The organism is Nostoc sp. UHCC 0870, assembly GCF_022063185.1.
Taxonomy (GTDB): Bacteria; Cyanobacteriota; Cyanobacteriia; order Cyanobacteriales; family Nostocaceae; genus Trichormus.
Window position 1 is genome coordinate 2,344,480 of the sequence record NZ_CP091913.1, and the last position, 20,198, is coordinate 2,364,677.

Here is a 20,198-nt window from a genome sequence, read left to right on the forward strand (position 1 = left end):
TCACTCCCTACCAAGTTGACACAAGAAAGTGACTAAACTAGATGTAAAAAAGTTTCTAGTTTTTGGTAAAGTAAGGGGAAGGTGTGACACTTTCTAAAAAGTCCACAGATACCAATATTCTTAATAATATTACCTAAAGGACTCCAAAGGAGGTTTAGATGAAAGTCCTGCATGGTTCGTGGATACCAAATACAGCATCGGATTTTATTCAGTCGGGTTCGTTTTACCTATGGATAGAAACTCCTATAAGTCAAAAAAAGCGTACTCACCCACAAGTTCATCCTGGACATCTATCTTCAGATGAATTAATTACTTTTTTAACTGAAAGTTTGGGTATTAAAGAACGTGAATTACTATTAAAACAACGTATATCCTCCAAATATTTTGCCCTACCCACATCTAATAATCAGCCCTTACCTTCACCAGAATTAATCAAGTATCTAGAAATCGAAGTTCCTGAAGAATATGAAGATTTTCAATATTGGGAAGTAACTTGTTATGAAACGGTTGGCTCTCTCAAATCAGTAACAGCGATTAATATTATTAAATTACTCAAAGATATTCATTTTTTAGCCCTATATAATGGTAATGAATTTCAACTAGGCTCAGATTTATTATTTTGGTATCATTACACTCAAGAATTTAGACAAATAATTCTCAAAGACCAATATATTCCGTCTCTTAAATATAGACCTATAGCGGCAGCTACAACAACTAAGAAAAAAAGTAAATCCCCACAACCACAGGAATTTGAGATATATGCTGGGTGGGAGATAATTTCTGAGCAATACGAAACAAATATTCAAAAGTATATTGAATATATGCCACTAATTTGTGTGGCAGGAAATACTATACAGAGCGATAAAATAGAATTTTTTGATCAGGAAACTCTATTACGGCACTTTTCTGAATGTCTCCTCAACAATTTAGTTACCAATACACCCTCTACAGCCGCTTTTGACAAACAAATTGCCGATTCTCTGATTTACTATTGTCTTTATCCCCAAAAGCACAATCCACTGAGAACTGATACTGCCCTCCAAGAATATCAGCAATGGTTAGCATGGAAAAATAGAATTACTCGTAGTCAAGCTGATTCACCGTTTCATCTGTGTTTTCAGTTGCATTCTCCCACGGCGGAACAAATAGACAATTGGCAGATGCAATTTTTGGTATCTAGTAAAAAAGACCCTTCTTTAAAGCTGGCTTTGGCTGATTACTGGACGATGAACCAAAAAACCAAAACTGGTGTAAACAAAGAATTTGGTAAGGATTTTGATACTAATTTGCTGCTGAATTTAGGGTATGCAGCACGAATGTATCCTAAACTTTGGCAAGGTTTGGAAACGGACTCTCCCACAGGAATGCAGCTGACTTTAGAGGAGGCGTTTGATTTCCTCAAAGACAGTGCTTGGGTATTGGAAGACTCAGGATTTAAGGTCATTGTCCCGGCTTGGTATACTCCGGCTGGTCGTCGCCGTGCGAAAGTTCGCCTCAAAGCGTCAAGTCGCAAGCAGGCTGCAACTAAAGGTGAAAGCAAAAGCTATTTTGGTTTAGACTCACTGGTGCAGTATCAGTATGAGTTAGCAATTGGTGAACAGCCTGTCACACCCCAAGAGTGGGAACAGTTAATTAATGCTAAAGCACCGCTAGTGCATTTTCGCGGTCAATGGATGGAATTAGACCGGGATAAAATGCAGCAATTACTAGAGTTTTGGCAATCCCACGGCGATGAACAGCCGGAAATGAGCTTGCTGGAGTTTATGCAACGCAGTGCGGAAGCTGGGGACGAATGGGAAATTGAATATGACGCAGGTTTATCAGAAATTATGGCGAAGTTGCAAGATAAAAGTCAGTTAGAACCGATTTCTGAAGACTTAAATCTGCAAGGCAACCTGCGAGAATATCAAAAGCGGGGTGTAGCTTGGTTACAATATTTAGAAAAATTGGGGTTAAATGGCTGTTTGGCAGACGATATGGGACTTGGTAAGTCCGTGCAGGTAATTGCGAGGTTAGTCCAGGAGAAAGATAGCCAAAATTCCCCATTACCCACATTATTAATCGCGCCGACTTCCGTTGTCGGTAACTGGCAAAGAGAAATTGCCAAGTTTGCACCCCATTTAAAAACTATGGTGCATCATGGTAGCGATCGCCTGCAAAATCCTACCGATTTTAAAGCCGCCTGTAAACAGTATGATGTGATCATTAGCTCCTTTACTCTGGCGCGCAAGGATGAAAAACTCCTGGGTAGTATTGAATGGCAACGTCTAGTTTTAGATGAGGCGCAAAATATTAAAAATCCCAAAGCGGCGCAAACTAAAGCAATTCTCAAAATCTCAGCGAAACACCGACTAGCTTTAACCGGTACACCAGTCGAGAACCGCTTACTTGATTTGTGGTCTATTTTTAATTTTCTCAATCCTGGTTACTTGGGTAAAGAAGCACAGTTTCGTAAATCCTTCGAGATTCCCATTCAGAAGGACAACGACAAAGTTAAATCAACTACCTTAAAGAAACTCGTAGAACCTTTAATTTTACGGCGCGTCAAAACAGACCAATCTATTATCAATGACTTACCAGATAAAGTTGAACAAAAGCTCTATACTAACCTGACGAAAGAACAGGCTTCATTATATGAAGTAGTAGTCAAAGATGTCGAAGAGAAATTACAAGAGACCGAGGGGATAAAACGCAAAGGCTTAATTCTCTCCACACTGATGAAATTGAAACAGATTTGCAATCATCCCAGACAGTTCCTTCAAGATAGTAGCGAATTTTTACCGGAGCGATCGCACAAACTTTCCCGCTTAGTAGAAATGGTAGATGAGGCGGTGTCTGAAGGGGAAAGTCTGCTGATATTTAGTCAATTTACAGAAGTCTGCGAACAAATAGAAAAATATATCAAACACAATCTACATTGTAATACTTATTACCTACACGGTGGTACAAGTCGCCAACGTCGGGAACAAATGATTCATGACTTCCAAAATCCTGATACAGAACCATCTGTATTTGTTCTCTCCTTAAAAGCAGGCGGTGTGGGTATCACTTTAACGAAAGCTAATCATGTCTTCCATTTTGACCGTTGGTGGAATCCAGCCGTGGAAGACCAAGCTACAGACCGCGCTTTTCGGATTGGTCAAAAAAAGAATGTCTTCGTCCATAAATTTGTGGCGATTGGAACTTTAGAAGAAAAAATCGACCAAATGATTGAAGATAAGAAAAAACTCTCTTCCGCAGTTGTGGGAAGTGATGAATCATGGCTAACAGAATTAGATAATGAAGCCTTTAAACAACTAATTGCCCTGAATAAAAGCACAATTTTGGAGTAAATATATGAATAAGTTTAGCAGAACTTGGTGGGGCGATCGCTTTATCAAAGCACTAGAAGATTTTACCGATGACAGCCGCTTGCAAAGAGGACGTTCTTATGCTCGTGGTGGTAAAGTTAAAAGTTTTGCAATTGATAAAAATATTATCACGGCTAAAGTTAGAGGTTCAGTTAATCCCTACTTTGGAGTTTACAAAGAACCTACATATAATATAGTCATTGAAATTACCCCAATTGCCAAAACTCGCTGGAATGAAGCGATAAAAAGCCTTTCGTCTAAAGCTAGCATTGTTTCACGGTTGTTATTAAACGAAGTTCCCGAAAATATTGAAGAAAATTTTTCCCAAATGGGGTTACATTTATTACCCCATAGTAGTAAAGACTTCAAAACTAAATGTTCTTGTCCAGATTATGCTAATCCTTGCAAGCACATTGCTGGAGTTTATTATTTAGTAGCTTCTCAACTGGATAACAACCCATTTTTATTATTTGAATTACGGGGACTCTCGAAAGTAGAACTACAAGCAAAGCTAGCGGATTCTCCTTTGGGTAAAGCACTATCTACAGTATTAGATTCTCAAGAGTTAACTATTGAACCTAGCGAATCTTTTTATCCAAAGTTAGAAAAACAATCTGTGAGTGAAAAGCCAAATTTAAGAGAGTTTTGGTTAGGGACAAAGCGATTACCTTCTACTATTGAAGTCGCCAATGATAGCGGCGTGTCAGCAATTTTGGTGAAGAAAGAAGGTGATTTTCCAGCTTTTTGGCGAAAAGATAATTCTTTTCTTGAGACAATGGAGGAACTTTATCAACGAGTGAAAACTAAAAATCAAAATTTAATGTAAGAGGTTGTTTAAACACACATTCCACACTTCATAATGTAGCATTAATTGCTACACAATGACTCTTTGGCACTGAGTCGTTGTGAATACCGAGAAGTGTTTCTCTATGCTATTAAAAAAGCTAATGTGCAACAAAGTATCGCGGTTTTTGTAAATAGGATTACACAAAATTTTTTATTTCATAGTTTGGGCGTTTAATTTGAAGATACACTATCTAAAAACTGGCTCGGTGTAACAATCAAGATATCTCGAAAAGGATGCAGTTCTAATAAATCTTTGTCTCCTGTGATAATATGAGTGGCTTTTCCAGAAATGGCTAATTCTAAGAATTTATTATCTTTAGGATCTCGACAAATATCTATTGTTTCATTAATTGTGATTAATTCTGTTTCTCTGGCTAAACTGGCTAAAAAGTCTTCACGAATTTCTCTCAATAGATAGCGGTCAAATTTTTGACGACTGAGTACATCAATTAATTCTGATAAAATTTCCACAGAAATTAAGATTAATCCGTTTTGTTTGGCTTCTCTAAAAGCTTGCATTGTGGTAGATTTAGAGAAGATTAATGCACTAACAATTACATTTGTATCAATTACGATACGGTTAGTTTTCATCATTGAGAATTGATTCTAAAATTTCTGGGGTCATTCCGTTAGCAATTGCTTGTTGACTCGCTTCTTCCATGATATCTAAGAGTGGTTTTTGACTGACTACTTTTTGCAGCATTATGTTCAGAAATATTTGGATTTTTTGCTGTTTTTCTGGTTCTGCTTCTCGGTACGCTTTGGCAATTTCTGGGTCAACTTGAATGGTAATATTTTCCATGATAAATTAAACATTAATTAGTCTATGTTTATTATAGCAATTGCTAGTTTTTTCTGTTTTACACTATCTTCAATTATCGTAAATTCAAGGGTTTAAGACCCCTACCTCTACACTTAGTATCAGTTGAGTTGGGGTTTAAATCCCCGACTCCAACTGTCTTTAATTTTGAATTTTGTTAGCGCAGCGTAAAGCCTTCGGCATAGCTTCGCTTAGAGCGAGTCCGCGAGCGTCATTTTGAATTTTCAAACAACTTCTTAGAGGCTAACACATGTTAACCTCTCATAGTTTTTGCCTAAATTCCTAACCTTTGGTAAACCTCATCTAAATGACGCAGATGTTGCTGGGGGTCAAAACATACAGCAATTTCTGCTGGTGATAGCTTTTGAGTTACACGGGGGTCTTGGGTAATTAAGTCGTGGAAGTTTCCTTCTGGCTTGTTCCAAGCGTTGTGGGCGTTTTGTTGGACGATCGCATATGCTTCTTCTCGACTCATTCCTTTGTCTACTAAAGCCAATAGCACTTTTTGGCTGAATACCACCCCACCATAGCAGTTGAGATTCCGCGCCATGTTTTCTGGGTAGACTAGCAAGTTTTTCACCAATTCGGTGATTTCCTTAAGCATGAAGTGCGTCAAAATACAAGCATCTGGGAGAACTACCCGTTCTACAGAACTGTGGGAAATGTCCCGTTCATGCCACAAAGCGACGTTTTCTAAAACTGCACCAGCATGACTTCTAACTAATCTCGCCATCCCCGTCAATCGTTCAGAACGGATGGGGTTGCGCTTATGTGGCATAGCACTAGAGCCTTTTTGACCTTTCGAGAAGAACTCTTCCACTTCCAGAACGTCTGTTTTTTGCAGATTGCGAATTTCTACAGCAAAGCGTTCAATGGAGGCGGCGACTAAGGCTAATTGCTGCACATAATCGGCGTGGCGATCGCGCGAAATAACTTGTGTCGAAGCGGTATCCGGTTGGAGTCCCAATTTTTGACAAGCGATCGCTTCTACTCTCGGCTCAATATTGGCATAAGTTCCCACCGCGCCAGAAATCTTCCCGACTGCAATGGTTTCGCGGAGAATTTGCAGGCGTTGTTGATGACGCAACACTTCCGCCAACCACCCAGCCAGCTTAAACCCAAAGGTAATGGGTTCAGCATGAATCCCGTGCGATCGGCCAGCCATGACTGTATAACGATGTTCCCGTGCTTTTTCGCGAATTACCTGAATTAAATCTTCCAGGCGTTGCGCTAAAACATCCAGACTAGCAACCATTTGCAATGCTAAAGCCGTATCTAATACATCTGAACTGGTTAATCCCAGGTGAATGTAACGTCCTGCATCACCTACGTATTCATTGACATTCGTCAAAAAAGCAATCACATCATGGCGGACTTCCGCCTCTATCTCTAACACCCGTTGCGGATCAAAATTTGCCTTAGCTTTAATTTCCTCAACAGCCGCAGACGGAATATAGCCCAATTCAGCTTGGGCTTCACAAACTGCAATCTCTACCTGAAGCCAGGTTGTTAACTTATAAGATTCAGTCCACAGGTTGCCCATTTCGGGCAAAGTATAACGCTCAATCAACGTTCGCGGCAGAATACAACTGTCATATTCTACATTCTATTTACCCCATCTCAATCGCCTTTTTGTAGTGCGATGGCATTGAACATTGGGCATTAGTTACTCTTTACCCTGTCCCCTATCCCCTGTCCCCTGTCCCCTATCACCTGTCACCTTTTATAGACACAGCGTTATGATTCGGAACAATGCGTCTACCGTACTTCCTAGCATAAACCTGGGTAAATTCAGCCCCAAAAAACAAAATTTGGGCAGTATAGTAAACCCAAATCAGAAGAACTACCAGTGAACCAGCCGCACCATAAGCCGAGTCAAAGCTGCTACTACCTAAATATTTTCCTAATAAAAAATTACCGATAGAAAATAACAGTGAGGTCAAACTAGCACCGATTAACACATCACTCCAAGCTAGTCTCACATCAGGTAGGACTTTAAAAATTAGCCCAAACATGATTGTAGCGATCGCAAAGGAAATAACAAAGCTCAGTATCTGCCAGAGATAACCAATCCCTGGTAATACGCCACTAAAATAATTCACGACTGCTGCTAATACTGCACTAATTACCAAAGAAGCTAACAGCAGAAAGCCAATCACCAAGATCATGGCAAAGGATAAAAGACGTTTGCGAATGATGTTCTTCACACCACGTCCTGGTTTTGTTTTTACTTCCCAAATTGTGTTAAGAGAATCTTGTAACTCAGTAAACACACCAGTCGCACCCAATAGCAGCACTACCAAACTAATCACAGAGGCGATTGTTCCAGCCTGTGGCCTACTGGCATTTTGAATGGCTATCTCGATGAATTCTGCCCCTTGTCTACCAACTACACTTTGAATTTGGTTAACAATCTCACCCCTGGCGGCCTCTTCACCAAATATTGCACCTGCGATCGCAATTATAATAATTAGCAACGGTGCGATCGAAAAAACCGTATAGTAAGCCAAAGCAGCAGCCAAGCGCGAAGCCTGATCCTCATTCCATTCTCTAAATGCTTCCTGAAAAAGTTGCCAAATCGCCTGCAAGTTCATTAAATCAGTCTCCCTGGAATAAGATGCCACTTTTTGCCCTGATATATTGGATACTGATTTACTCAGTAATGGCATCTTCCCCAAGGTACTTATAAAGCTTTCTTAAGGCATAATTTAGACTCATTTAACCCAGAAATAGAAGCACCCCCATACCCTTTACTCTTAGCTTTTAACCTCATCACACTCTAAATCGCTGCTTCTTGAGGCTGACAATCAAAAACCACCATGAAGGAAGCATTTGGGACTACTTGATTCAGATGCTGTATATAACCATCGGCATCATAACGACTACGAAAACGCGCCACAATCTCACGACTGGCATCAGGAAGTAACCGTGCGATCGCCCACGAATTTAGGCGTTGTTTGTAATCCTTGGCTGGAGTTTCAGAGCTTGGTGCTTTGTATTCAGTATTTTGTGGCATGATTATCTTAACCGTATTAAGTTTCAGTAAAGTTGTTAGTGAATCTTCTTACAGAAATTCACTAGCTCCTTTTTTATAGTGCTGCCACCTTGTTATTCGATTATTTATAAATTGTCAACACCGAGGGCTATATTTTAGACTAACTAATTTGAAAATCCCAATTCAGTATGAAATTCAAAATCTCGGCTTGTAGAGGTTGGAAGGATCACCAATTAGTTGACCAATAGTTCTAGGTTAGTTAAAATCTGAGCAACAAATTATACTTTAAAAACATAAATGCCATTAGTAACATCAATAATTCAAAAAATTGCACCCCAAATAGGTGCAGTAGTTGTCATAGATCCAGAATATCAATTGGTGGGACATATTACTTTTAAAAATGGGCATAAAACATTTTTTAGCACGACGAAATTAAATATTAATGGTTTTGGATCAGCCGAGATAGCAAAAGATAAAGGTTATTCTAATTTTTTTCTCAAACATTTTGGATATAAAGTTACTGAAGGCAAAACATTTTTTAGCCATAAGTTGTGTGAAAAGATTAGTAATGATAGAAATATAGATGTCGGATTTGAATATGCTCAAACTTTAGGATTTCCTGTAATAGTTAAACCAATTAATCTCAGCCAGGGAAAACTAGTTACTAAAGTTCATAATAAAACAGAGTACTATCAAGTAGTTAGAAAAATATTGCAAATTAATTCAGGGCTAATTGTAGAAAAATTTTATGTGGGTAAAGATTACAGAATTGTAGTCATAGATAATGAAGTAATTGCAGCATATCAAAGACTGCCTTTATCCGTGATCGGTGATGGTGAATCTACTATTTTAGAGCTACTTCACCAAAAGCAAGAAAATTTTATGCAAAGTGGTAGAAAAAAAATAATAGATTTTGATGATTTCCGCATCAAACGTAAACTAAAAAGACAGAATCTCAATTTCAGCAGTATTATTCCTAATGGTAAAATTATCTACATTTTAGACAACGCTAATTTATCTAGTGGTGGAGAAGCAGTAGATGTCACCGAAAGTATCCACCCTGACTTTCAAAAACTAGCTTTAAATGTCGCCAAAGATATGGGCTTGAGATTAATAGGTTTGGATATCATTACCCATGATCTAACCAGACCAATGGTAGATTATGTCATCATAGAAGTTAACGGTTCGCCTAGCTTAACTCACTATGCCTCAATAGGAGATGTCCAAATTCAAAGAGTTGAACAGCTATATCTCAAGATTCTTCAGGCATTAGAAAAAGATTATCACAGCCAGAATTGAGTAGCGACTGGGGACTAGTACCGCTACGCGGAAGTCAAAAATCAAAAGTCAAAAGTCAAAATGAGTGATGACTATAAAATTAACGGAAACATCATCATTTCCTTAATCCCTACACCCCTACACCCCCACACCCCTACACCCCTACACCCCTACACCCTAGTTTACAGCCGTTGCAGGAGGTTTAAACCGTGAGTGTCAGTACCACAAGTATTTAACAGCCCATATTCTTGAGCTAGTTGTTGTACCTGCTGTGATTCTTTGACGCTGGGTTTCCAGGGGTTGGGGTTGTTGTAAGCGTAGAATGTTTCTACACCATCAATCCCATATTCTACGGCTGCGGGAATTAAGTCAAAGTGCGATCGCTTGTAACGTGCTGGATGGGCTAATACAGCCAATCCCCCAGCCGAATGAATCGCCGCAATCACATTACCTGCTTCATATTCTTGATCAGTAGTTACCTTTCTTTGTAAATAAGGTCTCATACTTAGGTGTGCTGGCTGAAAATCATATGCCAAAATATGAACTTCCACATTCAATAAATTGGCGTTCACTTCTACACCACTCCATAGGTGCGGAGTAGTTACGCCGGGATTTGTCCACTTCCAGTCTTCTAGCCAAGCTTTTGCCGCTTCGTAGCCACCGATAGTATGATGGTCGGTAATCGCCAAGCCATTTAAGCCAATAGCGATCGCTTGCTCCATCAACACACTAGGCTGTAATCTACCGTCTGAGTAGACCGTGTGCATATGAAAGTTAAATAATTTCGGACAACTTTGGGCATCTATATTCTGGAAAACTTCCTGTAGGAGTTCCCTAGAAGCAGATGTCCGGGCAAAATTTACTACCATAACCCTCTCTGAATAAAAATACGTGATTCCTGACACACCAACACGCCAAATCCAGAAATGAGCATTTAACAGCACCTTTAATTAGTGCTGAAAGCTATTTTCTCAGTTTTATCAGTCAGATTTTTTCAATATGTTAAGACTACGTTAGCAAATCTAAATGCTTACGGTCATGAGTATATCCAATTGCCTTCATAAGTATCAGTAACAAATATTTGAATATCGTGTTTTAGATACTTAGATAAATACTGAGTTAATTATCTCCAAATCCTCGATTTGGTAGAACTATTCCGCCCTACCAATCTAGAAACCTCTTTGATTATTGTATCAAAATTAACTTTTTTACAATCCTACCAATATACCTTCACCAGCAATCACTTCACCAACCACACAAGCTGGAATCTTCTCTGCGTCAAAGAATTTAATAGTCTGTTCTACTTCATGGGGTGGGATGAGCAAGACAAAACCAATACCCATGTTGAAAGTGTTATACATGGCTTCCGTACTGACAGAACCGGCTTCAGCTAGCCATTGAAAAATCGGGGGAATAGTCCAACTGTTGGGGTCAATTTTCAGGGATTGACCTTTGCCCAAACACCTAGGTAAATTTTCCGGCAAGCCACCGCCTGTAATATGTGCCATCCCGTGAATTTCTATGCCGGCTTTTCGTGCAGCCAAAACAGATTTGACATAGATGCGTGTAGGTTGCAGAAATGCTTCGCCGATAGTTGCACCACCTAATAATTCTGGTGTGTCATCCCAACTAAAGCCCCCATCACTGACAACCTTACGAACTAAGCTTAAACCATTACTGTGTACCCCAGAACTAGCAAGTGCGATCGCTACATCGCCAACTTCTACCTGAGAACCGTTGAGCATTTGGCTTTTTTCCACAATTCCCACACAGAAACCAGCCAAATCATACTCACCAACTTGGTAGAAACCAGGCATTTCTGCTGTTTCTCCTCCCAACAAAGCACAACCCGCCAGCTTACACCCAGAGGCGATACCCGCCACTACTTGAGTTAGCTGCTCTTTATCTAGTTTGCCCGTGGCGACATAATCTAAAAAGAACAATGGTTCAGCCCCTGATGTCAACACATCATTAACACACATAGCGACTAAATCAATGCCAACAGTGTCATGACGGTTGAGAATGTGAGCAATTTTCAGCTTTGTCCCCACACCATCAGTTCCAGAAACCAATACAGGTTGTTTGTAACCGCCTGGAAGTTCAAAACAACCACCAAAACCACCCAATCCGCCCAGAACTTCTGGTCTAAAAGTGCTGTGAACCAAATTGCGAATTTGATCTACAAAAGCTCGACCAGCTTCTACATCAACCCCTGCATCCCGATAATCCATAAGAGTTAGTTATTAGTCATTAGTCATTAGTCATTAGTCCATAGTCCATAGTCCATAGTCAATAGTCTATAGAACTAATGACTAAACCCTTCTTAATCAAGTAGATTCCGCCTGTCACCTGTCACCTGTCACCTGTCACCTATTAAAAAACTTCTTCTTCAATACCGCGCCACCATTCACCTAAATTCATTAAATCTTGGTGGATATCTGCTAATTCATTAGCATAGGTATCTTCAGAAATAGTAGCTTTGCGTTCTTGGAGTTTTTTCAGCCGCAACTGTACCAATAGCCAGGGTTTGGCAATACCATTGGTTGCTTCCATGAATTGTGCGAGTTCTTTGCTATTCATTGGTAATAATTGTTGCACTAGTTATTTAACATAATATTAAATTATAGGAGGATGCGATCGCTACCCATGCTAATGAGATAACAAAACAGCCACGATTTGAGCCGTGACTGTTGATTTATGGAAATATTGGCAACATCTCAAAAGATGATTAACTACAAATTAGGCTTTAGCTAGATTTGCAGCCACAAAGTCCCAGTTTACTAATTGATCTAAGAAGTTTTTGATAAATCCTGGACGAGCATTTCTGAAGTCAATGTAGTAGGCGTGTTCCCAAACATCTATGGTTAGGAGTGCCTTCTTACCATGAGCTAGGGGGTTTTCTGCGTTTGGTGTTTTCATTACTTTTAGTGTCCCACCATCATCAACCAACCAAGCCCAGCCACTACCGAACTGAGTTGCAGCCGCATTAGAAAACTCTTCTTTGAATTTGTCAAAGCTACCAAAATCTTTCTCAATCTTAGCTGCCAGTTCACCAGTAGGTGCGCCACCGCCTGCGGGTTTCAAACAATTCCAGAAGAAGGTATGATTCCAAACTTGGGCGGCGTTGTTGAATATTCCAGCTTTAGAAGAGTCTTTAAAGGAGATTTGAATGACTTCTTCTAAGGATTTGTCAGCCAATTCTGTACCGTCGGTCAGCTTGTTGAGGTTATCTACATAAGCTTTATGATGCTTGCCATAGTGATACTCAAAGGTTTCAGCTTTCATGCCATAGTTCTCTAAAGCATTAAAGTCGTAAGGTAACGCTGGTTGTGTGAATGCCATTTTGTCAAGTCCTCTCTTTACTGTGTTCTAGTTAAAACCTATTGCGGCAGCTTACAAAGTTACAGGTTTTGCGCCTAGCCATTTTATATCCCTAATACTTAGGATATAAAACTTAACATCGTCATTCTACTACCAAAGTGAATATTCAGCCCAAGTAATTTCTCAATCAGTTAAATTACTAGGAATTCATGATGATAAATAAAAACAGCTAATACTTGCTAGATGTAGCTATTTGAAGTAGGAGGCATGAGAGAGGGGCAGCCGGCCAGAGCATAATCTGAACCTTAAGTGGCAAAGTGCCATTTATCTATTGTTACTAATTTTTTATTAGAGGCATCTATCTATAGTTTAAATATATTTAACTCAATGGAAGAAATCAGCATTGGTGATGATGAGTTTTATTTCTACTAATTTAAAAAGTAGTAATAGAAGTCAGAATTGATTCCGAAGCGGGATTGATACTAGTGCGTTAAGTTTAAATTGATGGATAAGCAAGTTCGTAGTAAGGACTTTAGTCCTGATTTTTCTAAGGACTAAAGTCCTTACTACGAACCGTCAAGCCTAACTTGACCAGTAATAAGCTGTAAACGGTGAGGGGTACAATGCCTGTAGGAATCATAACTAATTAACAGGACTTGATATTAGTATTTTTACTCGGCATCGGCTAAACGCCGCGCTACCGCTAACAGCACTCATTACTCATTACTCATTACTCATTACTCAGCACTCATTACTCAGCACTAAGATAAGCGTTGCTGATAGTAGTTAACAATTTCTTGTGTAACGTCAGATATGGTGAGACCATCGGTTTGCAGTTCAATGGCATCTGCTGCTTTTTGCAAGGGGGAGACTTTGCGAGTGCTATCTTTCCAGTCACGTTCGGCAATATCTCGTTCCAGTTGTTCTAGATTGACTTCTGGTTGTCCTTGTTTTTGAAAGTCTTCTTGACGACGACGGGCGCGTTCACCAACGGAGGCGGTTAAAAAGATTTTGATTTCTGCATCGGGGAATACATGAGTACCAATGTCTCGACCTTCAGCGACTAAACCACCTTTTTTGCCCCAGATTTGCTGTTGTTTTACCAAGGCTTCCCGAACAGCACCTTGGGCAGCGATCGCAGATACTTGAGATGTGACTGCAATAGAACGAATAGCTTGAGTCACATCAGTTTCATTAATCCAAACCCGCACGGGAGACTGTAAATCTGGGCTGGGAGTCAGTTCAATTTTACATTCATTAGCTAATTGGGCGATCGCACACTCATCATCAATGGCAATACCTTGTTCTAGCACTAACCAAGTCATAGCACGGTACATCGCGCCTGTATCTAGATACACTAGACCTAACTTTGCTGCCACCTGTCGGGCTACTGTGGATTTTCCAGCCCCGGCTGGCCCATCAATAGCGATGATAGGTTGGCGATCGCGCAAGATGGTATTATCAATCAACCGTGTAGACCCAAGACGAGCTGCGATCGCAAGCATTCCTTCCTCCGTAACTTTATCTAAAAACATCAATGTAGTCGGTTCAACTAATTCAATATATTCCACTGAGACTGTACTGACCTTGGCTAATTCCTGTTGGACGGCGGCTATCAATTGATGGCGATCGCTTACACCTGCACGAAAAGCCTTTTCAGCTTGTTGCAGACCGCAATACAATACTGCTGCTTGCTGTTTTTCTTCGGCAGTCAAATACTGATTACGAGAACTCAAGGCCAGACCCGAAGCTTCCCGCACTATCGGACAAGCAATAATCTCTACCGGCAAATTTAAATCAGCCACTAACTGTTTAATAATAGCTAGCTGCTGACCATCCTTTTGACCAAAGTAGGCTCGGTCAGGTTGTACTAAGTTCAAAAGCTTAGTCACAATCGTCGCCACACCTTGAAAGTGACCTAACCGAGAACGACCACACAAGCCAGATATCATAGCAGATGGAGGGATTACTTGTGTTACCTTATATTCTTGTATATTCTTGTAAATTCCCATTTCTTCCGGAGTAGGCGCAAAAATGGCATCTACCCCAGCTTGTTCACACAATTTTCGGTCTTCTGCCAAAGTTCGAGGATAGCGTTCAAAATCCTCATTAGGGCCAAATTGCAGGGGATTAACGAAAATACTGACAATTACCGTCGAATTTTCTTGTCGCGCCCGTGCAATCAAGCTTAAATGCCCTTGATGTAAACTGCCCATAGTGGGTACTAGACCAATGGCTGTCTGATACCAACCGCTCATTCCATCCAGGACTAGATCATCTGTTCCTGTAAGCTGAGTTTCCCAGCGATGTTTATTTAAATAGCAACGTAAAGCTGCAACTTTTGTCAGCAGGCGCACAAAAAAAATACCCCTAGTTCTTCTTTAGCCTCTCCTCCGTTAGTTTATCTAAGAGGGTGTTTATAAAATAATTCTTAAGCGGTTGAGCGACTATGATTACGGGCTAATCGACGTAACATTAAATGCGTCATAGCGGCGTATATCATGGTTTCACTTGTTTGGGGATGATACTCGTAATCTTTACTGAGACGACGATAACGACCTAACCATGCAAGTGTACGTTCCACAACCCAACGTCGAGGTAATACTTTAAAGCCTGAAGTGTCATCAGAGCGTTTAACAATCTCAATTGCACAGCCAATAAAATACCTGACCCAATCAACTAGTTTTCCAGCATATCCAGCATCTGCCCAAATTAAATGCAGTTTGGGGAATGAGTATTGAATTTTATCTAGTACCAGTTTTGCTCCGTCACGGTCTTGAATTGAAGCTGTATGTACAACAACCATCAAAATTAAACCCATCGTATCAACAAGGATATGGCGTTTGCGACCATTAATCTTTTTTCCGGCATCATAGCCCTTCACCCCTCCTTTCTCAGTTGTTTTCACTGTTTGTGAGTCTATAATTCCTGCGGATGGTTCTACATCTCGTCCTTCGAGTTGCCTGAGTTGCGCTCGCAGAACTGAATGAATTTTTTGCCATATACCTTTGCGCTGCCAACGTTGAAAATATGAGTATACAGTTTGCCATGCTGGTAAATCGTGAGGCATCATTCGCCATGAGCAGCCAGCGCGCAAGATGTAAAAAATCGCATTTACCACTTCCCGCATCTCGATTTCACGCTTTTTTCCACGTTTGTGCTTACGTTCTGCTGGAATCATTGATTTAATCAAATCCCATTCGGTATCGGAAATGTCTGTGGGATAAGGTTTTCGACTCATGGCATCCGATTCAAATATGACGACTGTCTTTTTTAAAATACCTGTCCTGCGAAATGACTGCGATCCTCTTTATTTTTTATTTATAAACACCCTCTAAGGACAAGAGAAAGAACTAGGGGCGATTGGGGATTGGGGATTGGGGATTGGGGATTGGGGATTGGGGACTGGGGACTGGGGACTGGGGACTGGGGACTGGGGACTGGGGATTAGTTTGAATCCAAAATCCCCCTGTCACCTGTAACCTGTAACCTGTAACCTGTCACCTGTAACCTGTAACCTGTAACCCGTCACCTTCCCCCAAACTACCGACCCAGAACTTCAATTTTCACTGGTGCAACACCACTACCGATCATGCCTATCATTCTGGCTGCACCGGTCGATAAGTCAATCACTCTACCCCGAATGTATGGGCCTCTGTCGTTGATTCGCACTACAACAGAACGACCGTTGCGGGTATTGGTTACACGCACTCTTGTACCAAAGGGTAAGCTACGATGAGCGGCGGTCATGGCTTCTGAGTTGAATCTCTCGCCTGTTGCAGTGGGTCTACCATGAAAACCCCGACCGTAAAAGGAAGCTATCCCTTGGAAGCTAAGTCTAATATTGCTAGCAATTTGTTGGGGCAAATTGGCTACAGGCTGTGATGAACGTGAACGTGATGGTAAGTTAGCAATCTCTGTGAGAGGAGAGGCGTTGCCGATTAGTCTCCGTAGGCGGTTTGTGGCTTGCAACGCGTCTTTTGCTAGGTCATTGGTGGTATCTGCCAGGCGGGTATTTTGATTAATTTCCACCAATTCTTGATTGTTGATTTTGATGGTGTAGCGATCGCCTGGCTGTTGTTGGACTGAGACACCTTTGTTCTGAGATGGATTGGCAACTCTCGCTTCGCCTTGTCCCTTCCAACTGACGCTGATTTGATCAGCCTTCACATTATTTCGGATCATCTGGTTGATCTTGGCTGCTATCAGACCGGCTTTATGCACTGGGTCATCTTGCAGCGAGCCAGTGGGAATCTTGGCATTTGCTATATTGCCTAGACTCGCCACCTGAAATGAGTTTTCAGTATTAAGGGCGTACAATTGCACGCCCTGATCATTTGCTCCTATGACACCTACTTTCTTTTCGGTGCTAGCAATTGGTTTAGAACTCAAAAATGTAATAACTGGAATGTTTCGGATATAAAGGGTCGCCGCCCTCCGACCGCCAACCTTGTGAGGATGAATGCTCGTATTCACAGCATCAGAGGTATTTCCCCCTGTTGAAGTTTTCAACTCCCCTACCTTAACTACATCACCAGCTGCTGCTTTTGGTGCAGCTGGTGTATTTAGCTTGGTGGTTTGAGTACGACCAACTGAGGGTGTCCCCATAACGGTCAGAGATAAGGCAACAATAGTCCAAAAATGTCTTTGATTCATGCGTCCGATTTTAAAGCGACTATAGAACAGCAGTTTCTTAGTAATTGGGAGCGTGTAACAAATTTTAGTTATTAGCAAACTCTCCTAAGATGCGAACTCGTTCCGCTTCTACTTTCTGTTTATAACTGCAACAGACTAACATGAAGTTCTCAGCTTGGGGATCAGGGTTTTAGCGTAGGAATTTCCATGATTTTCTAATTTAAGTTCTGAGGACAAGGGCAAAACCTTGTTCGTATGCGGATTTCGCCTATGTAACGTTTTTTTCAAACTACTAACATTTTCTTATCAAAACTTAAGATTTCCCGGATTTGAAAATGCTGGGATGAATAATAAATATATCAGGGTTTTTACCGGGAAATTTTGTAATATTTTAGACTAATAAAGTTTAGTAATATTAGTAATCATAATCAAATATAATACAAAAAAACATCAATAATTTTACTGTATTTAATTTAGTTTATATTTTTTTTACATTATCTTACAAGCTAGTCACATAAAGATTTATAGCCAGAATAGTTTTATATTCCACTGCAATAGTGATTCATATTTATATGTTTTTTATAATGTAGAATATGTAATAATACTTTGTAAGTAGCCTCAAGATGTAGTAGCAGTGACATAACACTACAGTAATCATGAGTAAAAAAAAGTGCTTGTTACTGTAGCAGATATTTTATTTAATCAAAATAAAGTTGTTCAGGGAAAAATCAAAAATTATCCTCAAGAGTGTGTAGACTATTTTTCGTATGTATTAAAAATTACATCCAAATAGTGATTTTTAACTCAGTTGATCAATTAAGTTTTTAAATATCAAGCTATTAGCCTCATGTCCAACCCAGAAAATCAAGAAAAGATAGAAATAAATTCCTCTCCACTGTTAAAGGTGATTAATGAATTGCACCTTAAATACAAATCATTGACGGAAGGAACATTAGCAAACTACATTCCCGAACTAGCAAAAGTCAACCCAGATTTATTTAGTATTTGTATTGTTACCGTAGACGGTCAGATTTACGAAGTTGGGGATTCTCAACAGCTATTTACTATCCAATCAATTTCTAAAGTATTTGCTTACGGACTGGCCTTAGAGGATCATGGACGGGATTATGTACTGACTAGAGTGGGAGTAGAACCAACTGGTGAGGCATTTAATGCGATTATCCTGGATGAGCAATCAAAGCGACCGTATAACCCAATGGTAAATGCTGGCGCGATCGCCACTACCAGTTTAATTAAAGGAGCGGGAGCAACAGAACGCCTTAATCGGTTACTAGATATGTTTCGACGCTACATTGGTCATGATGTATTTGTTGATATTTCCGTCTTTACCTCCGAACGCAGCACCGGACATCGCAACCGCGCAATGGCGCATCTAATGCTTAACTTTGGCATGATTAACCAAAATATTGAAGAAGCCTTAGACCTATATTTTCAACAATGCGCCGTAATGATGAACTGTCGTGACTTAGCCGTGATGGCTGCGACTTTAGCCAACAGAGGTGCAAACCCAATTACAGGCGAACAAGCTGTAGATAAGCGTTACATCAAAGATATTCTCAGCGTCATGTATACCTGCGGGATGTATAACTTTGCCGGTGAGTGGGCTTACAAAATTGGTATCCCTGCCAAAAGTGGTGTTTGTGGCGGTATTATGGCTGTTGTCCCCCATCAAATGGGAATTGCTGTGTTTTCACCACCTTTAGATAGCCGTGGTAACAGTGTTAGGGGAGTAAAAGTCTGTGAAGAACTATCTCAGCGTTTAGGCTTACATCTATTTGATTGTTCCGGTTCACAAATTTGAAGGATACCCTCTTAGAGAAGCTATATCTATATATATAGGGGTGTAAGGGTGTAAGGGTGTAAGGGTGTAAGGGTGTAAGGGTGTAAGGGTGTAAGGGTGTAAGGGTGTAAGGGTGTAAGGGTGTAAGGGTGTAAGGGTGTTGGATGGGGATTGAAAAAGAACCCAACACGTCAGAACTCAGCACTCAGCACTCAGAACTCAGCACCGGCTAAACGCCGCGCTACCGCTAACAGCACTCAGAACTCAGCACTCAGCACTCAGCACTAAATGTCTGACTTGCCATCTAGAAAAAGAGATGCCAAAACTATAGGTAAATTCTGCGACTTGGGTAAAGTCAGGAAAGTACAATGGCAAATTTTGAAATTATTGAGCGCGAAAGTTTACGTTTAGTGAAAGTAACATTGCAAAACGAAACAGTGCGTACTGAATCTGGGGCAATGTATTATATGCGTGGCAATATTACCATGCAATCTAAAGCACCTTCAGCCGGGGGATTTTTAAAATCTCTAGCCACAGGAGAAAACATTTTTCGCCCCACGTACACAGGTACAGGTGAATTATATTTAGAGCCTTCTTTGTCTGGATATCACATTTTAGAATTAGACGGTAATGAATGGATATTAGACAGTGGTGCTTATTGGGCTAGTGATGGCAATATTGAAGTCGGAATTGAGCGCAATAAATTAGTATCTGGTTTAATTGGTGGCGAAGGTTTGTTTCAAACCAAAGTCAAAGGTAGAGGGACAGTAGTGATGGTGACGCAAGGGCCTGTAGAGGTGGTAAACTTACGCAATGAGCGATTAGTAGTGGATGGTAATTTTGCGATCGCCCGAACAAATACAATAAATTATCGCGTTGAAAAAGCTACTAAATCTATCTTAGGTTCAATGACCTCTGGTGAGTTTCTAGTCAATACCTTTGAGGGAACTGGTACTGTCTTACTTGCTCCTATACCTTATTGGCAAGTAATGATGTTACGCCAAATTACAGCAGCAATTCCCAACACTTCGCGGTAATAATTATTTATTTGTTGGTTGCACCAACAAGGAATTAAATTTTGAGCATTTCCGATGAGATGATTTTTGACTTAAAATTTTAATTCCTTTTATCAGCTAAAGATATTTATAACCG

General features: G+C 40.4%; 17 protein-coding genes. 5 read left to right on the top strand and 12 right to left on the bottom strand.

Features of this window, described 5'->3' with window-relative positions:
• Positions 1-158 precede the first annotated feature (158 nt).
• A complete protein-coding gene (locus tag L6494_RS10195) occupies positions 159-3,332 on the top strand; it encodes a DEAD/DEAH box helicase (RefSeq protein ID WP_237994427.1) in 3,174 nt (1,057 codons plus the stop codon).
• A gap of 4 nt (positions 3,333-3,336) precedes the next feature.
• Complete coding sequence (locus L6494_RS10200; RefSeq protein WP_237994429.1) at positions 3,337-4,176, top strand: SWIM zinc finger family protein; 840 nt, start codon at positions 3,337-3,339, stop codon at positions 4,174-4,176.
• 191 nt (positions 4,177-4,367) lie between these two features.
• Here the strand turns inward: L6494_RS10200 and L6494_RS10205 are convergent, their stop codons facing one another.
• The 5 genes from L6494_RS10205 to L6494_RS10225 form a co-directional block, all read right to left on the bottom strand.
• The gene (locus L6494_RS10205) at positions 4,368-4,790 is read right to left on the bottom strand and encodes a putative toxin-antitoxin system toxin component, PIN family (RefSeq protein ID WP_442946991.1); all 423 of its coding nucleotides are present in this window, start codon (positions 4,788-4,790) and stop codon (positions 4,368-4,370) included.
• Positions 4,777-4,998, bottom strand: coding sequence for a hypothetical protein (locus tag L6494_RS10210; RefSeq protein WP_237994434.1), 222 nt, complete (start codon positions 4,996-4,998; stop codon positions 4,777-4,779). Before L6494_RS10210 ends, L6494_RS10205 begins: the two co-directional genes overlap by 14 nt.
• 292 nt (positions 4,999-5,290) lie before the next feature.
• On the bottom strand, positions 5,291-6,586 hold the full coding sequence (purB, locus tag L6494_RS10215; protein WP_237994437.1) for an adenylosuccinate lyase: 1,296 nt from the start codon (positions 6,584-6,586) through the stop codon (positions 5,291-5,293).
• A gap of 139 nt (positions 6,587-6,725) precedes the next feature.
• The gene (locus tag L6494_RS10220; protein ID WP_237995936.1) at positions 6,726-7,610 is read right to left on the bottom strand and encodes a YihY/virulence factor BrkB family protein; all 885 of its coding nucleotides are present in this window, start codon (positions 7,608-7,610) and stop codon (positions 6,726-6,728) included.
• 185 nt (positions 7,611-7,795) lie between these two features.
• Positions 7,796-8,032 (bottom strand): hypothetical protein, encoded by a 237-nt coding sequence (locus tag L6494_RS10225; protein WP_237994439.1) that lies wholly within the window; start codon positions 8,030-8,032, stop codon positions 7,796-7,798.
• A 276-nt stretch (positions 8,033-8,308) separates the two neighbouring features.
• Here L6494_RS10225 and L6494_RS10230 point away from each other — a divergent pair, with 276 nt between their 5' ends.
• A complete protein-coding gene (locus L6494_RS10230) occupies positions 8,309-9,310 on the top strand; it encodes a cyanophycin synthetase (RefSeq protein WP_237994442.1) in 1,002 nt (333 codons plus the stop codon).
• A 161-nt stretch (positions 9,311-9,471) separates the two neighbouring features.
• Here the strand turns inward: L6494_RS10230 and L6494_RS10235 are convergent, their stop codons facing one another.
• The 7 genes from L6494_RS10235 to L6494_RS10265 form a co-directional block, all read right to left on the bottom strand.
• A complete protein-coding gene (locus L6494_RS10235) occupies positions 9,472-10,158 on the bottom strand; it encodes a PHP domain-containing protein (RefSeq protein WP_237994445.1) in 687 nt (228 codons plus the stop codon).
• Between the two features lie 339 nt (positions 10,159-10,497).
• Positions 10,498-11,520 (bottom strand): phosphoribosylformylglycinamidine cyclo-ligase, encoded by a 1,023-nt coding sequence (gene purM / locus L6494_RS10240; RefSeq protein ID WP_237994448.1) that lies wholly within the window; start codon positions 11,518-11,520, stop codon positions 10,498-10,500.
• Positions 11,521-11,662: 142 nt separating this feature from the next.
• Positions 11,663-11,869: a hypothetical protein gene (locus L6494_RS10245; RefSeq protein WP_237994450.1), complete on the bottom strand. Its 207-nt coding sequence runs from the start codon at positions 11,867-11,869 to the stop codon at positions 11,663-11,665.
• Positions 11,870-12,028: 159 nt separating this feature from the next.
• On the bottom strand, positions 12,029-12,631 hold the full coding sequence (locus tag L6494_RS10250) for a superoxide dismutase (protein ID WP_237994452.1): 603 nt from the start codon (positions 12,629-12,631) through the stop codon (positions 12,029-12,031).
• 740 nt (positions 12,632-13,371) lie between these two features.
• Positions 13,372-14,967, bottom strand: a complete 1,596-nt coding sequence (locus L6494_RS10255) for a bifunctional pantoate--beta-alanine ligase/(d)CMP kinase (RefSeq protein ID WP_237994454.1) — start codon at positions 14,965-14,967, stop codon at positions 13,372-13,374.
• A gap of 74 nt (positions 14,968-15,041) precedes the next feature.
• Positions 15,042-15,851: an IS5 family transposase gene (locus L6494_RS10260; protein WP_237994456.1), complete on the bottom strand. Its 810-nt coding sequence runs from the start codon at positions 15,849-15,851 to the stop codon at positions 15,042-15,044.
• Positions 15,852-16,153: 302 nt separating this feature from the next.
• Positions 16,154-17,266 carry a septal ring lytic transglycosylase RlpA family protein gene (locus tag L6494_RS10265; RefSeq protein WP_237994459.1) on the bottom strand — a complete coding sequence of 371 codons (1,113 nt, stop codon included), beginning with the start codon at positions 17,264-17,266 and terminating at the stop codon, positions 16,154-16,156.
• Between the two features lie 826 nt (positions 17,267-18,092).
• Between L6494_RS10265 and glsA the strand changes: the two genes are divergently transcribed.
• Together glsA and L6494_RS10275 are read left to right on the top strand one after the other, a co-directional pair.
• Positions 18,093-19,067 (top strand): glutaminase A, encoded by a 975-nt coding sequence (gene glsA / locus L6494_RS10270; protein ID WP_237994461.1) that lies wholly within the window; start codon positions 18,093-18,095, stop codon positions 19,065-19,067.
• Positions 19,068-19,414: 347 nt separating this feature from the next.
• The gene (locus L6494_RS10275; RefSeq protein WP_237994463.1) at positions 19,415-20,083 is read left to right on the top strand and encodes an AIM24 family protein; all 669 of its coding nucleotides are present in this window, start codon (positions 19,415-19,417) and stop codon (positions 20,081-20,083) included.
• Positions 20,084-20,198 lie beyond the last annotated feature (115 nt).

What these genes read in the sequence shown, in the direction of transcription:
- L6494_RS10275 (WP_237994463.1), top strand. Translation starts at nt 19,415, where the DNA reads ATGGCAAATTTTGAAATTATTGAGCGCGAAAGTTTACGTTTAGTGAAA.
- L6494_RS10235 (WP_237994445.1), bottom strand. Translation starts at nt 10,158, where the DNA reads ATGGTAGTAAATTTTGCCCGGACATCTGCTTCTAGGGAACTCCTACAG.
- L6494_RS10210 (WP_237994434.1), bottom strand. Translation starts at nt 4,998, where the DNA reads ATGGAAAATATTACCATTCAAGTTGACCCAGAAATTGCCAAAGCGTAC.
- L6494_RS10245 (WP_237994450.1), bottom strand. Translation starts at nt 11,869, where the DNA reads ATGAATAGCAAAGAACTCGCACAATTCATGGAAGCAACCAATGGTATT.
- L6494_RS10220 (WP_237995936.1), bottom strand. Translation starts at nt 7,610, where the DNA reads ATGAACTTGCAGGCGATTTGGCAACTTTTTCAGGAAGCATTTAGAGAA.
- L6494_RS10225 (WP_237994439.1), bottom strand. Translation starts at nt 8,032, where the DNA reads ATGCCACAAAATACTGAATACAAAGCACCAAGCTCTGAAACTCCAGCC.
- L6494_RS10260 (WP_237994456.1), bottom strand. Translation starts at nt 15,851, where the DNA reads ATGAGTCGAAAACCTTATCCCACAGACATTTCCGATACCGAATGGGAT.
- L6494_RS10230 (WP_237994442.1), top strand. Translation starts at nt 8,309, where the DNA reads ATGCCATTAGTAACATCAATAATTCAAAAAATTGCACCCCAAATAGGT.
- L6494_RS10195 (WP_237994427.1), top strand. Translation starts at nt 159, where the DNA reads ATGAAAGTCCTGCATGGTTCGTGGATACCAAATACAGCATCGGATTTT.
- glsA (WP_237994461.1), top strand. Translation starts at nt 18,093, where the DNA reads ATGTCCAACCCAGAAAATCAAGAAAAGATAGAAATAAATTCCTCTCCA.
- L6494_RS10250 (WP_237994452.1), bottom strand. Translation starts at nt 12,631, where the DNA reads ATGGCATTCACACAACCAGCGTTACCTTACGACTTTAATGCTTTAGAG.
- L6494_RS10200 (WP_237994429.1), top strand. Translation starts at nt 3,337, where the DNA reads ATGAATAAGTTTAGCAGAACTTGGTGGGGCGATCGCTTTATCAAAGCA.
- L6494_RS10205 (WP_442946991.1), bottom strand. Translation starts at nt 4,790, where the DNA reads ATGATGAAAACTAACCGTATCGTAATTGATACAAATGTAATTGTTAGT.
- purM (WP_237994448.1), bottom strand. Translation starts at nt 11,520, where the DNA reads ATGGATTATCGGGATGCAGGGGTTGATGTAGAAGCTGGTCGAGCTTTT.
- L6494_RS10265 (WP_237994459.1), bottom strand. Translation starts at nt 17,266, where the DNA reads ATGAATCAAAGACATTTTTGGACTATTGTTGCCTTATCTCTGACCGTT.